At 63.3% G+C, this 18,204-nt stretch carries 18 protein-coding genes; 8 read left to right on the top strand and 10 right to left on the bottom strand.

Translation table 11 applies throughout. The annotated features are described in order from the left end of the window. Positions 1-34: 34 nt before the first annotated feature. From QTL98_RS21900 to maiA, 5 genes are all read left to right on the top strand, one after another. On the top strand, positions 35-775 hold the full coding sequence (locus QTL98_RS21900; protein WP_445682273.1) for a response regulator: 741 nt from the start codon (positions 35-37) through the stop codon (positions 773-775). Beyond that, positions 772-2,112 carry a sensor histidine kinase gene (locus QTL98_RS21895; RefSeq protein ID WP_445682272.1) on the top strand — a complete coding sequence of 447 codons (1,341 nt, stop codon included), beginning with the start codon at positions 772-774 and terminating at the stop codon, positions 2,110-2,112. Before QTL98_RS21900 ends, QTL98_RS21895 begins: the two co-directional genes overlap by 4 nt. Before the next feature lie 157 nt (positions 2,113-2,269). After that, on the top strand, positions 2,270-2,689 hold the full coding sequence (locus QTL98_RS21890; protein WP_445682271.1) for an organic hydroperoxide resistance protein: 420 nt from the start codon (positions 2,270-2,272) through the stop codon (positions 2,687-2,689). 82 nt (positions 2,690-2,771) lie between these two features. Then, a complete protein-coding gene (locus QTL98_RS21885) occupies positions 2,772-2,900 on the top strand; it encodes a hypothetical protein (protein WP_445682270.1) in 129 nt (42 codons plus the stop codon). A gap of 23 nt (positions 2,901-2,923) precedes the next feature. After that, on the top strand, positions 2,924-3,559 hold the full coding sequence (gene maiA / locus QTL98_RS21880) for a maleylacetoacetate isomerase (RefSeq protein WP_445682269.1): 636 nt from the start codon (positions 2,924-2,926) through the stop codon (positions 3,557-3,559). 37 nt (positions 3,560-3,596) lie between these two features. Here the strand turns inward: maiA and QTL98_RS21875 are convergent, their stop codons facing one another. Beyond that, positions 3,597-3,989 (bottom strand): winged helix-turn-helix transcriptional regulator, encoded by a 393-nt coding sequence (locus QTL98_RS21875; protein ID WP_445682268.1) that lies wholly within the window; start codon positions 3,987-3,989, stop codon positions 3,597-3,599. A 105-nt stretch (positions 3,990-4,094) separates the two neighbouring features. Here QTL98_RS21875 and QTL98_RS21870 point away from each other — a divergent pair, with 105 nt between their 5' ends. Beyond that, a complete protein-coding gene (locus tag QTL98_RS21870; protein WP_445682267.1) occupies positions 4,095-4,907 on the top strand; it encodes an SDR family oxidoreductase in 813 nt (270 codons plus the stop codon). Between the two features lie 210 nt (positions 4,908-5,117). Continuing rightward, positions 5,118-7,529: a membrane-bound PQQ-dependent dehydrogenase, glucose/quinate/shikimate family gene (locus tag QTL98_RS21865; protein WP_445682266.1), complete on the top strand. Its 2,412-nt coding sequence runs from the start codon at positions 5,118-5,120 to the stop codon at positions 7,527-7,529. A gap of 37 nt (positions 7,530-7,566) precedes the next feature. Here QTL98_RS21865 and QTL98_RS21860 read toward each other — a convergent pair whose 3' ends face one another. Further along, positions 7,567-8,523 (bottom strand): cation diffusion facilitator family transporter, encoded by a 957-nt coding sequence (locus tag QTL98_RS21860; protein ID WP_445682265.1) that lies wholly within the window; start codon positions 8,521-8,523, stop codon positions 7,567-7,569. A 96-nt stretch (positions 8,524-8,619) separates the two neighbouring features. Then, positions 8,620-9,918: a cation:proton antiporter gene (locus tag QTL98_RS21855; protein ID WP_445682264.1), complete on the bottom strand. Its 1,299-nt coding sequence runs from the start codon at positions 9,916-9,918 to the stop codon at positions 8,620-8,622. A gap of 157 nt (positions 9,919-10,075) precedes the next feature. Here QTL98_RS21855 and QTL98_RS21850 point away from each other — a divergent pair, with 157 nt between their 5' ends. After that, complete coding sequence (locus tag QTL98_RS21850) at positions 10,076-10,654, top strand: dienelactone hydrolase family protein (RefSeq protein WP_445682263.1); 579 nt, start codon at positions 10,076-10,078, stop codon at positions 10,652-10,654. A 3-nt stretch (positions 10,655-10,657) separates the two neighbouring features. Here QTL98_RS21850 and QTL98_RS21845 read toward each other — a convergent pair whose 3' ends face one another. The 7 genes from QTL98_RS21845 to QTL98_RS21815 form a co-directional block, all read right to left on the bottom strand. Next, a complete protein-coding gene (locus tag QTL98_RS21845; protein WP_445682262.1) occupies positions 10,658-11,764 on the bottom strand; it encodes an ABC transporter ATP-binding protein in 1,107 nt (368 codons plus the stop codon). A gap of 4 nt (positions 11,765-11,768) precedes the next feature. Next, entirely contained in the window at positions 11,769-12,812 is a 1,044-nt protein-coding gene (locus QTL98_RS21840) for an NAD(P)-dependent alcohol dehydrogenase (protein ID WP_445682261.1), read from the bottom strand. Positions 12,813-12,832: 20 nt separating this feature from the next. Further along, positions 12,833-13,651, bottom strand: coding sequence for a carbohydrate ABC transporter permease (locus tag QTL98_RS21835; protein ID WP_445682260.1), 819 nt, complete (start codon positions 13,649-13,651; stop codon positions 12,833-12,835). Continuing rightward, a complete protein-coding gene (locus tag QTL98_RS21830; RefSeq protein WP_445682259.1) occupies positions 13,648-14,511 on the bottom strand; it encodes a carbohydrate ABC transporter permease in 864 nt (287 codons plus the stop codon). The genes QTL98_RS21835 and QTL98_RS21830 overlap by 4 nt, the downstream gene beginning before the upstream one ends. A 99-nt stretch (positions 14,512-14,610) precedes the next feature. Then, positions 14,611-15,888, bottom strand: coding sequence for an ABC transporter substrate-binding protein (locus QTL98_RS21825; RefSeq protein ID WP_445682258.1), 1,278 nt, complete (start codon positions 15,886-15,888; stop codon positions 14,611-14,613). Positions 15,889-16,016: 128 nt separating this feature from the next. Further along, a complete protein-coding gene (locus QTL98_RS21820) occupies positions 16,017-17,018 on the bottom strand; it encodes a helix-turn-helix domain-containing protein (RefSeq protein ID WP_445682257.1) in 1,002 nt (333 codons plus the stop codon). Between the two features lie 154 nt (positions 17,019-17,172). Next, entirely contained in the window at positions 17,173-18,189 is a 1,017-nt protein-coding gene (locus tag QTL98_RS21815) for a diguanylate cyclase (protein WP_445682256.1), read from the bottom strand. Positions 18,190-18,204 lie beyond the last annotated feature (15 nt).

Raw genomic sequence — 18,204 nt, 5'->3', positions numbered from 1 at the left:
ACCTGCCCCGAAGCTGCTTTCAGGGAAGGCGCAGATGGAACATGTCGACCATATCCTGATCGTCGATGACGACCGGGAGATCCGCGAGTTGGTGTCGACTTACCTCACCAAAAACGGGCTGCGGGCTTCCATTGCTGCCGACGGGCGCCAGATGCGCGCCTTTCTGGAAGCCAATACCGTCGATCTGATCGCACTCGACATCATGATGCCGGGTGATGACGGGCTGGTGCTTTGCCGTGAATTGCGGGCCGGAAAACACAAGGCGACCCCCATCCTGATGCTGACGGCGCGCAGCGACGAGATGGACCGCATCATCGGCCTTGAAATGGGGGCGGACGATTATCTCGCCAAACCATTTTCCGCGCGCGAGCTGCTGGCCCGCATCAAGGCCGTCCTGCGCCGCACCCGCGCACTGCCGCCCAACCTGCAGATCAGTGAGGCCGGGCAGCTGCTGGCCTTTGGCGAATGGCGGCTCGACACCGTTGCGCGCCATCTGATCGACAGGGAGGGCACCGAGGTCGCGCTCAGCGGCGCGGAATACCGGCTGCTGCGCGTTTTCATCGATCATCCGCAGCGTGTGCTGAGCCGCGACCAGCTGCTTAACCTTACCCAGGGGCGGGACGCCGAGTATTTCGACCGCTCCATCGACCTGCTGGTAAGCCGTGTACGCCAGCGCCTTGGCGATGATGCGCGCGAACCCACCTATATCAAGACGGTGCGCAGCGAAGGTTATGTGCTCTCCGTGCCGGTCGAGATTGTGGAGGAAAAGCGATGAGCCTTTCCGGTACGCTGGAGGTTGCCCTTACCCCCTCCTCGCGGCTGCGCCTGTGGCCCGGCACCCTGCGCGCGCGCATCTTCCTTATTCTGCTGGCGGGTCTTGCCGTTGCCTACGGGCTTTCCTTCAGCGTGCTTTATGCCGAGCGCTACATGTCCGCCAAGGCGGTGATGCTGGGCACGCTGGAAAATGATGTTGCCACCTCCATTGCCGTGCTCGACCGGCTGCCGCCTTCGCAGCGGGCGCCGCTGCTGGATCGCCTGAGCCGGGGCAACTACCGGTTCGTGCTGGGGCCGGGAGAAGCCGGGGTGCCGGCAACGTCGGACAAGGCGGCCGAGATCGGCGCCAAACTTGAAGATGCCGCCGGCCCTCAATTCCCGCTGCGCATCGAGATGATACCGGGGGAAGAACAGCGTTATCAGGCCCACCTCACTCTCAGCGATGGCGCGCCGCTTACCATCGACATCACGCCGCGCGGGGTGATGCCGGTTGCCGAGTGGCTGCCTTATGTCTTTGCCGTGCAGATGCTGCTGATCATCGCCTGCACCTGGCTTGCCGTAAGGCAGGCGATCCGCCCGCTCGGCCATCTTGCCGCCGCCGCCGACGCGCTGGACCCGACCCGAAAGAGCGGCCCGATGAGTGAAAGCGGTCCGAGCGAGGTTGCCCATGCCGCGCGTGCCTTCAATGCCATGCAGGGCCGCATTGCCCATTATCTGGAAGAGCGGGTGCAAATTCTGGCGGCCATCAGCCATGACCTGCAAACGCCGCTCGCCCGCATGCGCCTGCGCGCCGACCTCGCCGATGACAGTCCGGAAAAAACCAAGCTTCTCTCTGATCTGGGAGAGATCGAGCGGCTGGTGCAGGACGGCATCGCCTATGCGCGCAGCGCCCATGGCAATGCGGAAAAACCGGCCCGCATCGACCTTGCCTCCTTCATCGAGAGCCTTTGTTACGACTACCAGGATACCGGCCGGCCAGTCAGCCTCGTGTCGCTTGTCAACGGCACCGCCTATACCCGCCCGCATGCGCTGCGGCGCATCCTCAGCAATCTTCTCGACAATGCGCTGAAATTTGCCGGTGCTGCCGAACTTGCCGTCGAGCGCGGCTCCGCCGGCATCGTGCTGACGGTCATGGATCGCGGGCCCGGTATCCCGGACACCCAGCTGGAGGCCGCAATGCAGCCCTTCTTCCGGCTGGAAGGATCGCGCAACCGCGAGACCGGCGGCAGCGGCCTTGGCCTTGCCATCGCCCAGCAGCTGACAGCGGCCCTTGGCGGCCGCCTCAGGCTTTATAACCGCGAGGGTGGAGGTCTGGCGGCGGAGATCCGCCTGCCCTGAACGCCGGCTTTTCTGTCAGTCACTGTGTGCCACACGGCTCTTGCTACAGTCTGAGACAAATCGGCCCTGCGGTGAAACAGGCGCGATACAACAGGCGCCTAAAACTCACTCCATCAGCAAGGGCGGCAGCACGGGCCGCTGCCAGGAGTGATGACAGATGACGAAGATCGACAAGGTTCTCTACACCGGCAGGACGCACACCACCGGCGGGCGTGACGGCGTGGCCCGCAGCAACGATGGCGAGCTCAATCTCAAGCTTTCCTCCCCGGGCAGCAACCGCCCCGGCACTAACCCCGAGCAGCTTTTTGCCGCCGGCTGGTCCGCCTGTTTCATCGGCGCCATCGGCCTTGCCGCGGCAAAGCGCAAGCTGAAGCTGCCGAAGGACCTGTCGGTCGATGCCGAGGTCGATCTTGGCACCAATGCGGGCGGCTATCTGCTGGGCGCGCGCCTCACCGTCAACCTGCCGGGCCTGCCTGAGGATGTGGCCGGAGAGCTGGTTGTCGAAGCCCATGCGACCTGCCCCTATTCCAGGGCAACATCCGGCAATATCGCGGTCGAGTTCATCCTCAAGGTGTGAACCCGGACCCTCCGCGAGGAGGCGGTCGGCGGGGAGTCCCTGCCGCCGCCCGTCTCTCCCCCTCCCCTCGGGAGATTTTCCGATGAAACTCATCATTGCCGGCCTGCTGGGGGCCGCCGTCCTCGCCGCGCCCTGCGTTTACGAGCCCGCTTCGCGTGAACCCTCGCCGCTTGCCGGCGCGGTATCCCTCGCCCGCCTGCTCGTGCCCTGAACCCTCTCTTCCGGAGCCCGGTCATGAAGCTCTATCTGAATGAAATTTCATCCGCCACATCGCGGGTGCGCGTTGCCCTCGCCCTCAAAGACCTCAAGGTGGAAACGGTACCGGTCGGTATTCTGGGAGCGGAAGCCGAGAGCCGCCAGGGCGCCTACCGTGCCATCAACCCGCAGGGGCTGGTGCCGGCACTGGCAACGGAAGGCGGCGAGCTCATCACCCAGTCGCTTGCCATCATCGAATATCTGGACGAGCTGCGTCCCGAACCGGCCCTGCTGCCGGCGCGGCCGGAAGAACGGGCACATGCCCGTGCCATTGCCCTCGCCATAGGCGCGGATACGCACCCGCTGCTGACGCCCCGGGTTGCCCTGCAGCTTGGCGCCCGCTTTGCCGCCGATGGCGAGGCTATTGGCAGCTGGTGCCGCCACTGGATCGCGGAAGGTCTGGGCGCGGCGGAAAAGCTGATCGCCAGTCATCGCCGCGGCCCGCTCGCCCTTGATGATCAGCCGACGCTTGCCGACATCTTCCTCTTTCCTCAGGCGATCAGTGCCCGGCGCGCCGGTCTTGCTCTTGCCGAGTGGCCGACCATTGCCGAGGTGGTCGCCAATCTCGAAGCCATCCCGGCCTTTGCCGACAACGCCCCGGCGGCGCGGAAGTGATGCAAGCTAATGCCGGCGGAGGAGAAAGGCGGGCTCGTCAGCTGGCCTTCTCGTCCAAAGGAGCGGACGGGCGTTGTGCGGCCCATGTCAGCAGCGCATCCAGCGCCGGACACAGGGCCTGCCCCCAGTCGGTGAGGCGATATTCCACTTTGGGCGGCACCTGCGGATAGACGGTGCGGTGCACGATCCCGTCACTCTCCATCTGCCTGAGCTGCTGGATCAGCATCTTTTGCGAGATGCCGGGGATGGCGCGCTCCAGATCGGAAAAGCGCAACACATTGCCGCCGAAGAGATGGAAGAGGATGACCAGCTTCCAGCGGCCTTCCAGCAGCTTGAGCGCCTGCTCCACCCCTTCGGCAGCCGTTTCTCGCGTAAAGCCATGAGGCTTACTTTCTGGTAAGTACCCAACTTTTTCGTGCGTTCTTGTCATTTTGTAAGCGTAAGCGCATCCCGGGCATCAGGCAATTCATGAGGAGTGCGGGCGATACCGGAGAGGTTCCGGTCTAGCCTGCCCCTAGCGCCAGAAGGAAACAGGATGCCGCTTGATCTTCCCCCCATGCCCCAGGCCCGTTTCGATCTTGGCCTTGCCGGCCGCCGTGTCCTTGTGACAGGCGGAACGCGGGGAACCGGTGCTGCTGTCGCGGCCGCGCTGGCGGCGCAAGGCGCCCGGGTGCTGGCCGTTGCGCGCAGTCTGCCCGGGATGCAGCCTGCCGGCCTGCATTATCTGGCGGCCGATGCCACGACGGCCGCCGGCTGTGCGGCGATTGCAACCGCGGCCAGGGAGCAGTTCGGCGGCATCGATATCCTCGTCAATGTCCTGGGTGGCTCCTCCGCCCCGCCCGGCGGTTTTGCGGCGCTTGATGATGATATCTGGCAGCGCGAGCTTGATCTCAACCTGATGGCCGCCGTCCGGCTGGACCGGACGATACTGCCGGGCATGCTGGCGCAAGGGGCCGGCGTTATCCTGCATGTCACCTCCATCCAGCATGTCTTGCCGTTGCCGCAATCGACCACGGCCTATGCTGCGGCCAAGGCCGCGCTTTCTACTTACAGCAAGAGCCTGTCGAAGGAAGTAACGCCCAAGGGCGTGCGAGTGCTGCGGGTCTCCCCCGGCTGGATCGAGACTGAAGCGGCGGTTGGCCTTGCCGAGCGGCTCGCTGCGGAAGCAGGCACGGATTATGAGGGCGGCAAGCAGTTGATCATGCAGGCACTTGGCGGCATCCCGCTTGGGCGGCCTGCCAGGCCGCAGGAGGTCGCAGACCTGATTGCTTTCCTTGTGAGCCCCCTCGCCGCCGCCATTACCGGTACCGAAATTACCATCGATGGCGGCACCGTGCCGACGGCGTGAATGCCATCTTGTGTGTTCTTCACGGGTGAATTGTGGCAGGGCCCCTGCGTCAAAACGAAGCGAAACATCAGCCAACCCATTGATGTCAGGTATGAAAAGTGACGATCCGGTTGACCCCGACTATGCCGGAACCGGGGCAAAACTACGGAACGATCACGCAAGGGGGGTGTTGAGGAGTCATCAGGTCGACTGAACAAGGGACCGTTTCTGATGGCTGATGAACCCACCCTCCTGCGCACCCGCATTGCGGATGGCGCCACCATGCTGCTTGGCATCGTACTGGCCCTTATCGGCCTGGTGCTGGCCGTCGGTGGCGGCTGGCTCGTCAGCCTCGGCGGATCGCCCTACTATGTGCTGGCAGGCCTTGGCTTGCTGGTTTCCGGCTATTTTCTCTTTCGTCGCCATGTTGCCGGCGCCTGGGTTTATTGCGCTGTTTTCCTCGCAACACTCATCTGGGCGTTCTGGGAAGCCGGGCTCAATGGCTGGGCGCTGGTGCCCCGCCTCGTTGCGCCTTTCGTGCTGCTGGTTCTTGTCATCCTTGCCGCGCCGCGCCTGCGGCCGCTTTATCTGGCGCCGCGCGCGGCGCTTTCCGGTGCCGCCGGCAGTATCATCATCGCGATTGTCGTCGGTTTCGGCGTCGGTCATCTGCAGAAGAACCCACCGCCTGCGGCGATTCCCGGCCCGTCTGATGCGGCGATGGTCGATCCTTCCCCCGCCAGGACCGGCACCGACTGGCCTGCTTATGGCGGCACCTACAGCGCCCGGCGCTATTCGCCGCTTGACCAGATCACGCCGCAAAATGTCAGCCAGTTGAAGCGCGCCTGGGTTTTCCACACTCAGGATCTGCCGAACAACCAAACCCGGGACATGTACGGTGCCGAGAACACGCCGCTCAAGATTGGTGACAGCCTTTACCTCTGCACACCCAAAAACATTCTGATCGCGCTTGATGCCAAAAGCGGCAAGGAGAAGTGGCGCTATAATCCCAGCGTCTCGGACGAGTTTATCCCCTATACGGCAGCTTGCCGCGGCGTCGCCTATTATTCCATGCCGGGCGCCGACCCGGCCGCCACAGCCTGTGCCAATCGCATCATCGAGGGTACGCTGGATGCCAGGCTGATTGCCGTGGATGCAAAGGATGGCCGCCCCTGCGCCGATTTTGGTGAGGATGGCAGCGTCAATACCGCGCTCGGCATCGGCGAGAATGCCCCGGGCATGTATTCCATCACCGCCGCTCCCACCATCGTGCAGGGTGTGGTGATCACTGGCCATCAAGTGCTGGATGGACAGAAGCGTAACGCCCCCTCGGGTGTCATCCAGGGGTATGACGCGGCAACCGGCGAGCTCAAATGGGCCTGGGACATGGCGAAGCCCGACCTGACGGGTGTGCCGCAGGGCGATGATATCTATACTCGCGGCACGCCCAACATGTGGACGGCTGCGTCAGGTGATGAAGAACTGGGCCTCGTCTATCTGCCGCTGGGTGTTTCCGCCGTCGATTACTGGAGCGGCAGCCGCTCGGATGTAGAGAAAAAATTCGCAACCTCGCTGGTTGCCATTGATGTCCGGAGCGGCAAACCCGCCTGGCATTTCCAGACCGTGCATAATGACGTCTGGGACTACGATCTTGGCTCGCAGGCAACGCTTGTCGATTATCCCACCGATACCGGCACCGTGCCCGCGCTGCTGCTGCCGAGCAAACGCGGCGATATCTTCGTGCTCGACCGCCGCACCGGCAAACCGCTGGTGGGGGTAGAGGAGCGCGAGGTGCCGCATGGCGGCGTGGAGCCGGGAGAACGCTCCCCCACCCAGCCTTTCAGCCTCTATCACACACTGGCCAAACCGGATCTGACCGAGAAGGACATGTGGGGCATGTCGCCGATCGACCAGATGGTGTGCCGCATCGAGTTCCGCCGGGCGAGTTATGACGGCATCTTCACCCCGCCGACCACCGATCGGCATTGGGTCGAGTATCCGGGTTATAACGGCGGTTCGGACTGGGGCGGCATTGCTGTCGATCCTGGCCGGGGTGTGATCATCGCCAATTATAACGACATGCCCAACTACAACCGGCTTGTTCCGCGCAAGGAGGCCGATGCCAAGGGCTGGAAGCCGCGTGGTGAAGCCAGGGGCGCTCTCGGCGGCGCGGAAGGCGCGGGCGATCCGCAGGCCGGCACGCCCTATGCCATTGATGTGAACGCGGGCTGGCGCCTGCCTTTCACCGGGCTGCTGTGCAAGCAGCCGCCTTATGGCGGTATCCGCGCCATCGACCTCAAGACCGGCAAGACGCTGTGGGACCGGCCGCTGGGTGAAGCGCGCACCAACGGGCCCTTCGGCATTCCCTCCATGTTGCCTGTCACCATCGGCACGCCCAACAATGGCGGCGCAGTGATCACGGCAGGCGGTGTGATCTTCGTCGCAGCCACCACCGATAATCTCATCCGCGCCATCGACATGAAGACGGGCAAGACCCTGTGGACGGATGTGCTGCCGGCCGGCGGCCAGGCAACGCCGATGACCTATGAGATCGGCGGCAAGCAGTATCTCGTGATCATGGCCGGCGGCCACCATTTCATGGAAACGCCGATTGGCGATGAACTCGTCGCTTACGCCCTGCCCTGAGCAGGCGGCACGGGCCGGGATACAGACGGAAGCGGCATCAGCTTCGGGCATCCGCCGGTTTCCCGGCCCGGCGGCGCCAGGTGTCGGCGGACTGCGGCTTGACGAACAGCATGGTGATTTCGGGATGATCGGCACGCAGCCGCTCTTCAAGCCGCTCGATGCTGCGTTCGATGACCGGGGCCGTTGCCTCGTCATGAAATTCGGCACTCAGTGCCACCATGACCTGATCCGGGGCCAGATGCGCCGTTATCAGGCCGTTGACGCGCTGGATCGCCGCATCCGCATCGAGGGCGGCGACGATCTGCCGGGCAAGGACGGGGCTCGCCTGCTCGCCGATCAGCAGGTCCTTGCTTTCGCGAGCCAGAAACCCGGCGGTGATCGCCAGAACGAGCCCGATGGCAAGCGAGCCGACACCATCCAGCGCCGGCAAATTGAAACTGTCGGCGGCGGCAATGCTGGCAAAGGCGATCACGATGCCGACAAGCGCCGCTGAATCCTCGAACAGTACGGTAAAATCGGTCGGGTCCTTGCTTTGGCGGAAGGCGGCAAAATAGCCGAGCTTGCCCTTGCGTGCCCGAAAGCGCCGCAGGGCGATGACCCAAGAGAAACCTTCAAACAGAAAGGACAGTGCCAGGACGCCATAATTGGCAAGAACGTGCTTCACCGGCTCGGGCCGCAGCAGGTGGGTGACACCCTCGTAGAAGGAAACGCCGGCACCGAGGGCGAAGATCATGACCGCGACAATGAAGCTCCAGAAATAAAGTTCGCGCCCATGTCCGAGCGGATGGGTGTCGTCGGGCGGCAAGGCGGCGCGGCGCAGCCCGTAAAGCAATAGCAATTCATTGCTGGTATCCACCAGCGAATGCACCCCTTCGCTCAGCATGGACGCGCTGCCGGTCACCGCTGCCGCAAGGAATTTGGTAATGGCGATCAGCAGATTGCCGGCCAGTGCCGCATAGATCGTCTTGCGGGAATCCGAATGTCTTGCAGCCATACCGCTTGCCTTGCCTTCCAGTATCAATCGTGCGGGAAATCAGCCTTGTGCTGCCCCTGAAACAGCTGCCGTCCGTCGCCGGTTCCGGCGAGGCTGTCATTGCCGACGGGATGCGCGATCGTGTCCTTCGGGTTGCCTCAAGTCGCGGGCCTCGCGGGGCACACGGCGGTCAACCACCTTCGACAGGGTCAGTCCCTGAACGACGACGCTGAACAGCACCACGCAGTAGGTGGCCACCAGAATGGGCAAACGGGCTTCACCGGCCGGCAGGGACAAGGCGAGTGCCACGGAAATGCCGCCCCTCACCCCGCCCCAGGTCATGACCGGAATGGTTCCTTTGACGAACGGACGAAACCGGTCGAGCAAAGTGACCGGAATGCTGACCGCCATGAAGCGCACTGCCAGGGCAAGCGGCACCACGCCAAGAGCGATCCAGCCCAGCCGGGGCACGAAATTGAGCACCAGCACTTCAAGCCCGATGAGCAGAAACAGAAGTGCATTGAGAATGTCATCCACCAGCGTCCAGAAACCGAAGACATAACGCCGGGTAAGGGTGCTCATTGCCGTATCGGCACCGTGGTTGCCGATAATGACACCGGCGACGACCACGGCAATCGGGCCGCTCATATGCAGACGGCTGGCCAGTGCGTAGACCCCCATCACCAGTGCCAGCGAGATCATCACCTCAATGGAGTAGTCGTCGAGCGCGCGCATTGCCCGGTACGCCAGATATCCGGCAGCAAGGCCCAGGAAAGCCCCGCCGCCGGCCTCAAGCAGCAACAGTCCGGCCCCCTCGAGAAGGCCCGGCGCGCTGTTTGCGGCCGCAGATTGCAGCAACACAGTGAAGAGAACGATGGCCACGCCGTCGTTAAAAAGCGCCTCTCCGGCGATATCCATCTCCAGCGGGCGGGGGATGCGCGCCGATTTCAGGGTTGCCAGGACGGCGATCGGGTCGGTCGGCGCGACAATGGCGCCGAACACCAGCGCCCAGTCGAAAGGAAGGGGAACCCCGCAGAGCTTCGCCAGCCCCCATAGGCCGCCCCCCATGAGCAGTGTCGACAGGATGGTGCCAAAACTGGCCAGCGCCCCGATTACCGGCGCGCGGTCACGCAATTGTCCGATATCGACATTGAGCGCTCCGGCAAACAGCAGGAAAGAAAGCATGCCGGTCATCACTGTCTCATAGAGATCGACCTGGGCAATGGCGGCGGAAAGTATCTTTGCAATCGAAAGGCCGGGAAACAGCGCCGCGGTCAGCGTCAGCAATAACGAAACGGCGACGCCGATGACGAGCAGGCCTATATTGGCCGGCAGTCCCAGAAGTCGGTGATTGAGCCAGGCGAAGGTGGCCGTCAGAACCAGAAGGGCGGCGATCAGCTCGAACAACGACAGCATGGCGGTGTGGTGTCTCCCCTGAAAGGCGGCTGGTTCACCAAAATCGGCGCGATGCGGGTTCTGATGCGGCGTGGGTCCGGTCAGGCCACCCTTAAAGGCAACTCCGGTTGCCGCGGGATGTATCCCGATTTTTGCCAATGCCAGGAGACAAAGGCCCATGACGACCATTCTGCTTTTCCACCACGCCCATGGCCGGACGGCGGGTTTTCTTGCCTTCGCGGACGCCCTGCGCGGCGCCGGGCATGAGGTGGTAACGCCCGATCTTTATGAAGGGCAGGTCTTTGCCGACCTCAGCGAAGGCGTGGCTTTCGCGCAAAGCATCGGCTTTGGAGAGATCATCCGGCACGGCCGTGCGGCGGCCGAAGCCCTGCCGGCCGGTATCGTCTATGCCGGTTTTTCTCTCGGCGCACTGCCAGCGCAGGCGGTGGCGCAGACAAGGGCCGGCGCGCGGGGCGTGCTGCTTTTCCATGGCGGCGAGCCGGCCGCCGAATTTTCCGTCGGCTGGCCGCCCGGCCTGCCGCTGGAAATACACACGGCGGAGGCTGATCCCTGGATGGATATGGACCGCACGCGCCAGCTCATCGATGCCGCGACAGTGGTCGCGGCAACCCGGCTCTTTATCTATCCCGGCAGCGGCCATCTCTTCGCCGATCCGGGCTCCGGCGACTATGACACCGGCTCGGCGGGGCTGCTGCTCGGCCGCACGCTCGATTTTCTCGCCCGGATCGGTGATTGAGCCTCAGTCTGTCGCCAGCGTCAGCCCGCTTTGCTTGTCGAAGAGATGGATGTGCGCTTCATCGGCGGCGAAACACACCGCCTCCCCGGGCCTCGGGCAGACGGTGGCCTTGACCTGCGCGCCGATCTCGATGCCGCCGAAGAGAAAACTCACCAGCGCATCATTGCCGTGGAATTCCACGAGATCTGCCGTACCGGCAAGCAGGTTCGCGCCGGCGCTGCCGGGTTCCACGGCGCGCAGGTCCGGCGGGCGGATACCAAGTACGGCCTTCGCCCCCGGCTTCAGGGCAAAACGCGCCCCTTCGATGGTAAAGCGTCCGCCGGCACTCTCCAGCACCCAGCCCCCGTTGCCACCGGCGCCATCGCCTTTGGCAATGGTCACGTCGATAAAGTTCATGTTGGGCGTGCCGATGAAACCGGCGGCGAACAGCGTGCGCGGCTTGCCATAAATTTCGGCTGGCGTACCCACCTGCTCGATGGCGCCGGCCCGCATCAGCACGATGCGGTCGGCCAGCGTCATCGCTTCCAGCTGGTCATGCGTCACATAGATGGTGGTGGTCTTGAGGCTCTGGTGCAGGCGCGCGATCTCGACGCGCATGTGGTTGCGCAGCTTGGCGTCGAGGTTGGAGAGCGGCTCGTCGAAGAGGAAGACCTCCGGCGTCTTGATCATGGCGCGGGCAATCGCCACGCGCTGCTGCTGGCCGCCGGAAAGGGCGGCCGGCTTGCGCTCGAGATAGGGCTCCAGCCCCAGCGTGGCGGCGACGGTGCGGATGCGCTCTGCAATCTCCGCTGCCGGCACCTTCATGCGTTTGAGGCCGAAGGCGATGTTGTCGTGGATCGTCATATGCGGATAGAGCGCATAATTCTGGAACACCATCGCCACGCCGCGCTCGCGCGGCTCCAGATCGTTGACGCGGATGCCGCCGATGGTGACGTCACCGCCCGAGATCTCCTCAAGCCCGGCGATCATGCGCAAAAGCGTGGATTTTCCGCAGCCGGAGGGCCCGAGGAAAACGATGAACTCCCGGTCGGCGACGGCAAGGTTGAAATCCTCGATCACCTTGACCGAACCATAGGCCTTGTCGACGCCGGAACAGATGATGGCTGACATGGGCTTACTCCCCGCTTTCCATCACGATCTGCAGCTTGACGTCGGCGGGCCTTGCCGCCGCCGCTCGCTTGAACGCCTCGATACTGTCGCGGAACCTGTAGGTGTCGGCGATCAGCGGCTTGAGGTCGACCTTGCCTGAGGCAATCAGCTGCAGCGCCCGATCGAAAATGTTGGCGTAGCGGAATACGGTTTCGATGCGCACTTCCTTGGAGATGGCACCGGCCACATCGAAGGCCACACGCTCCACCGGCAGGCCCACCAGCACGATGGTGCCGCCCGGCCGCACGAGGGAGAAAATGCTGTCGAAGGCCTTCGGGCTGCCGCTCGCCTCGAAGACGATATCCGCGCCCCAACCGTCGGTTTCCGCCGCGATCACCTCGGCAAAGTTTTTCTCGCCGATATTGACCGGGATGATGCCGGGGTAGGAGCCGGCAATCGCCAGCTTCTCGGCGCTGAAATCGGAGATGTAGACACGGGCGCATCCGCCGGCGAGCGCGGCCAGTGCCACCATGATGCCGATGGGGCCGCAACCGCTGACAGCCGCCACATCGCCCGGCGTGATCTTCGCCCGCGCCGCGGCCTGCATGCCGATGGCGAAGGGCTCCACCATCGCGCCTTCGGCAAAACTCACACTGTCCGGCAGCTTGTAGGTGAAGGCGGCCGGATGCACGACGGTGGGGGTAAGCACGCCATGGATGGGCGGCGTTGCCCAGAAGCGCACCGCAGGGTCGACATTGTAGATGCCAAGCTTGCTGGCGCGGGACGAGAGGTCCGGCACGCCCGGCTCCATGCAGACACGGTCGCCCACGGCAAGGCCCAGCACGTTGGCGCCCACCTCGGTAATGACGCCGGCGGCCTCGTGCCCCAGCACCATCGGTGCGCGCACCACATAGGGGCCGATGGCGCCGTGGGTATAATAATGCACGTCGCTGCCACAGATACCGACGGTGTGGATGGCGATCTTCACTTCGTCGGCGCCAACTTCCTGCGGCAGATCGATATCCCGCAGCGACAGCACGCCTTTTTCTTCAAGCACCAGGGCTTTCATGGTGGTTTCCTTCGGTATCATCAATTCTTGCGCCGGAACGCGCTGTTGAGCATGCCGCTGAGGATGCCGATGAGCAGGAGCGGCGGAATGGAGAGCAGGACGACCGAGGCATTGAGGATGCCCCAGGGCACGTCGCGGCCAAGCTGGGTCAGCTCGGAGGCGACGATGGGCAGCGTCTTGGCGTCCGATGTGGTCAGCATCAGTGCGATGAGAAACTCGTTCCACACCAGCACGAAGCTGAAGGCGATGGCGCCGATGAGCGAGCGCGAGGCAATGGGCAGTGCAATGCGGAAGAAGATGGCATAGGGGCCATATCCATCCACCCGCGCCGCCTCCTCCACCTCGCGCGGCACACGCTGGAAGGCCGGCACGCTGAGCCAGATGACCGTCGCCAGCGTCAGCAGTGTGTAGGTGACGATCATGGAAAGGCGCGTGTCGTAGAGGCCGAGTTCCAGCCAGATGACCATCAGCGGAATAGCGACCGCTACCGGCGGCAGGAAACGCAGGGAGAGGACGAAGAACTGGATGTCCTTGGCCCATTTTCCGGGATAACGCGCCAGCGCATAGGCTGCCGGCAGACCCAGAATGGCGCCGATGGCGACTGCGCTGCCGGAAATGACGAGCGAGTTGGTCAGCCCCTGGAAGACGCTGCCCCGCCCCAGCACATAGGCAAAATTGTCGAGCGTGGGGGTGAAGAAGAAGAGCGGCGTGGGGGTGACGATATCGACCCGGTTCTTGAAGGCGTTGAGCGCCGTCCACAGGAAGGGAAACACTGCCGAGAAGGCGGCCAGCGCGAGGATGAAACGGCCGACGAAGCGGCCCTTGCGGCGCACGCTCATGCCCTTGTCCTCTTCCAGATCACGGTAAAGACGATGGAGGTGGCGATCATCATCAGGACCGCCATGCCGGAGGCGTAGGAGATGCGTCCGGATTCAATGAAACCTTGCGAGAAGGCATACATGTCGAGCGTCTCGGTGGTGATGCCCGGCCCGCCGCGCGTCATCACATAGATGAGGTCGAAGGCGCGCAGGGATTCCACCATCTTGACGAAGGCGAGCGAGATGAGCGGCGCCTTGAGCATGGGAATGGCGACATAGGCATAGACCTGCCAGGTGCGCGCATGATCAAGCCGCGCGGCCTCGAAGGGCTGCGGTGGCAGCGTTTCCAGCAGCTTCAGCACGATGACCGCGAAGAAGAGCCCCCATTGCCAGATATCGACGAGAGCGACGGTGCCGAGCGCGGTTGCCGGGTCCGACAGCAGGTCGAGCGGCTGGCCGGTGATGGCCTTGTAAGGCCAGGTAATGATGCCGTAGAGCGGGTGAAAGGCGAATTTCCACACGAAGGCGGCGGAGACACGCGGCAGGATCACCGGCGTCAAAAACATCAGTGACAGCGCACTGCGCCAGCGCGGGCCGGCATATTCGAACATCAGGATGCCGATGAGGAGTGCGACGAGCAGCGTAAGGCCGACGGTCAACACTTCCCAGGTCAGCGAAACGCCGATGGCATTCACGAAACGCCGGTCGGAGAACAGGGCGAGATAATTGTCGAGACCAACAAAACGCCCGTCCGGGCGGCTCAACTCCCGGTCCTGAAACGAGATGAAGACGGCAAAGACCGTTGGCACCAGGGCCAGGACGGCCAGGATCAGCAGCGCCGGCGACAGGAAAACGGCCGGCAGGGTGCTCTTGTGTTTCACTAGCGAATGCTCCCGCGGGCGGGTGGCACCTTCCTGGACGGAAAAATCCCGGCAGGCTCCTTGAGGCAGCCTGCCGGGCTCCGAGGTCAGGAGGAGAGGTTATTGGCCGCGCGCGACCAGTTGTTTGGCAAAGTCATTGAGCTCGTCGAGGCCGCCCTTGATGTCGGTGCGCGTACCCGTCACCAGCTCTTCAAGGATGATGCCCCACCGGTCGCCCAGTTCCGGCCACAGCGGGCTCTGCCAGAAATTGACTGCCGTGACCTTGCCGGTATCGGCCAGGGCCTGGCCGAGATCGGGGCCATAGAGTTCGGCGAACTTCTTGCTGGCAAACACGCTGCTGCGGTTCAGCTCGCTGAACTGATGTTCCTCAAGGCGGCGCTGCTCATTCTCCTTTGAGGTCGCCCAGGCGATGAAGAGGCCGGCGCATTGCTTCGAGACCTCGTCCTTGTTGGCCTTGGTGCCGATGGCGAGGCCATGGCCGTATCCACCGCCGGTGAGCGGGCTGGGCGGCGGCAGGTAACCGATCTTGTCGGAGACCTGCGACTGCTTGGGATCGAGCGCCATGCCGACGAGCGGCGTGGATTCCGTCAGCATCGCCACCTGACCGGAGGTGAAGGCGCCGACCGCCTCGTCCCAGCTGCCGGTCTGGGTGCCGGGAGCGGAATATTTGAAAAGCTCAAGATAGGTCTCGGTCGCCTTGACGGCGGCATCGCTGTCGAAGACCGGCGTATTGCCATCGAACCACTGGCCGCCGAAGCCCTTGAAGAACGGCATCCAGCGCCAGACATTGGCGCCCGAACCGCGCTGGCCGCGCAGTGCCGTGCCATAGATGCCTTTGTCCGGCTGGTTCAGCTTCTTGACCGCGGCGATATAGTCATCGAGCGTGCGCGGCGGCTGGATGCCGGCGGCTTCCAGCAGATCCTTGCGATAGACCATCAGGTCACCGCCGCCGGTCAGCGGGGCAAACCACACCTTGCCGTCATAGGTCGCAACCGCCCGGCGGCCGGGGTCGAAATCGTTGTAATCATAGTCCTTGGGATAATAGTCGAGCAGCGGCGCCACCCAGCCGGACGAGGCGAAGAGCGCCACGTTGGCTTCGTCAATATAATACACATTATAGCGGCCGATGGTCGACGCATCCGCCTTGGTCTTGGCGCGGCGATCATTCTCATTGAGATAATCGATCTGGAAATTCGCCCCGCCGCTCAGCTTGGCAAATTCGTCGCGATATTTGTCGAGCAGGGTCAGACCGTCACGCGGCTGGGCCAGCACCTTGATGGTGCCGGAGCATTCAGCAGCAGAGGCTGCAAGGGGCATGGCGCCCGAGACAAGGCAAACCAACGCGGCGCCCGAGAGGAGCGCTGTTACGCTTTTCATCACTGGACCTCCCTATTTTATCTGTTTTTTCAGCGGGCCTTTTGATGCAGACACGCTGCGGCCTTTCCGGCGGCCGGCGTTGCCAGCCAATCGCGGGGCCAATTCTAGGGAGGTTTGGCTGCGGCGAACTAGCGCGCGCTATGCGCCAGATCTATACTTTCATGCGCATCGGAAGCGCTTTCCGGGCTGGTGCGAACCGGTCGGCGGTGAATTGCCAGGCGCCTGTAGGCGGAGGGCGTCATGCGATGGTGGCGCAGGAAAGTACGATTGAAATTGGAAATGTTGAGGTAACCGACCTCAAAGCAGATCTCGGTAATCGGCATGTCGCTTTCCGTCAGCAGCTTGCAGGCTTGCCAGATGCGCAGCTTGTTGACGTGGTCGGTAAAGCTGTTGCCGGTGTTCTTTTTGAAAAACCGTGAAAAGGCGCTCTCGCTCATGCCGGAGAGTGCAGCGACATCGGCAAGATGTATCTCGCTGGCCAGGTGCTCGAAAATATAGATGAGCGCGCGCTGCAGGGTATCCAGCGTCTCGGCATCCAGCTTGGGGGCGAATTCCGGCGAGGAGAGGATTTCATATTCCTCGGTGCTGCTCAGCAGGGCCAGCAGCCGGATGAAGAGGGCAAAGCGGGAAAAGCCGGAGACGGTGCCCATTTCCTCCACAAGGCGGCGCGCTTCCACCAGTGTCTGGCCGGAGAAGATGAGGCCGCGCTCTGCCCGCAGGAAAAACTCTTCCAGTTGCCCCAGCTCCGGCAGGGTTTCGGCAATCCCCAGAATGCGATCCGCATCAAACTGAAGCACGATGTCCCGGCCCTTGATGATCTCGCCCGGCCGCGTGGCCGTGACCCAGTCATGCGGCAGATTGCGGCCGACGACGGTCAGATAACCGGGCTGGAACTCCCCGATATAGTCACCGACAAAGGCCATGCCGGAGGCATTGCAGATGAGGTGGATTTCCACCTCGGGATGGAAGTTCCATACATTGCGCTCCCACGGATAATCATCGACCCGCCAGACAAAACTTTCGTCGGCCTCCGGCACGATATGCTCGAAAGTCGGCAGGTTGGCCGCCATTGAGGCCGCCTTGATGCCGAGCGCCTCATGCGCCCGGGCAAGTTTGCGCGTGTTGTTCATTGCGGCCGCTCCTCCTCCAGGCTTGTCCGCAACCGGCTTTATCGCCTTGTCCCGGGAGAAGATCACTCAAGGGTGAAGCTGCCTTCTCCAGCGGCCTGATACTGGATCACACGCCGGAAATCCTGACAAGCAAGCCTGGCTGGCCAAAGGCGCCTTAACCGGCCACTACCCGCGCCCTGCCCGCCCGTTTGGCTTCATAAAGCGCCCCGTCAGCCTGCTCGATGAGCTGGACCGGGCCGCTATCGCCCTCCGGCGGCAGTGTGGCAACGCCGATGCTGACGCTGAGCACACTGCCCTCTTGCGGCATGCTGTGGGGGATGGCCAGGGCCTGAATGCTCTCCAGCACGCGGGCCGCGACCCGCTCTGCGCCGTCAAGCGGGGTCCCTGGCAGGATGATGGCAAATTCCTCGCCGCCATAACGGGCGGCGAGATCCGGTGCCCGGCCGCAATTTTCATGCAGCACCCGCCCGACACGCCGCAGCACGTCGTCGCCGGCGACATGGCCGAAGCGGTCATTATAAACCTTGAAATAGTCGACATCGATCAGCAGCAGTGACAGCTCGTCCTGCATGCGCTGCGAGCGGCGCCATTCCATCTCGAGATATTCGTCAAAATGCCGGCGGTTGGCGAGGCCGGTCAGCCCGTCCGACTTCATGAGCCGTTCAAGCTCGAGATTGGCTTCCACCAGCTTGCGCTGACTGTCACGCAGCGCCCTGAACGCCTCGTCGCGCTGTTGCAGGGCGATGTACGAACGTGAGTGGTAGCGCAGACGGGCAATAAGCTCGATGGTGTCGGGCAGTTTTACCAGATAGTCATTGGCGCCGGCGGCGAAAGCAGCGCTCTTGACCTTCGCGTCTTCCTTGCTGGAGAGCACGAGGATCGGCAGGTCCCTGAGCTGCGGGTTGGCGCGGTATTGGGCCACCAGCTGCAACCCGTCGACGCCCGGCATGATAAGGTCTTGCAGCAGCACGGTCGGCTGCAGCTGTTCTACCAGGTCCAGCGCCTTTGCCGGATCGATGCAGTAGTGAAATTCTATATCGGCTTCACTGGCAAGCGCCCGGCGGATCGCCTCGCATACCATCACCTGATCATCGACCAGCAGCACCAGAATGGTGCTGTCGGCAGCATGGCCTGTCGCCTGTTTTGCCACCTGCTGGACGGGTAATTCCATCACCTGCATGCCCTT

It is taken from the genome of Radicibacter daui, from assembly GCA_030657355.1.
GTDB classification, from domain to species: domain Bacteria; phylum Pseudomonadota; class Alphaproteobacteria; order Radicibacterales; family Radicibacteraceae; genus Radicibacter; species Radicibacter daui.
This window is presented reverse-complemented; position numbering and strand designations above follow the sequence as displayed.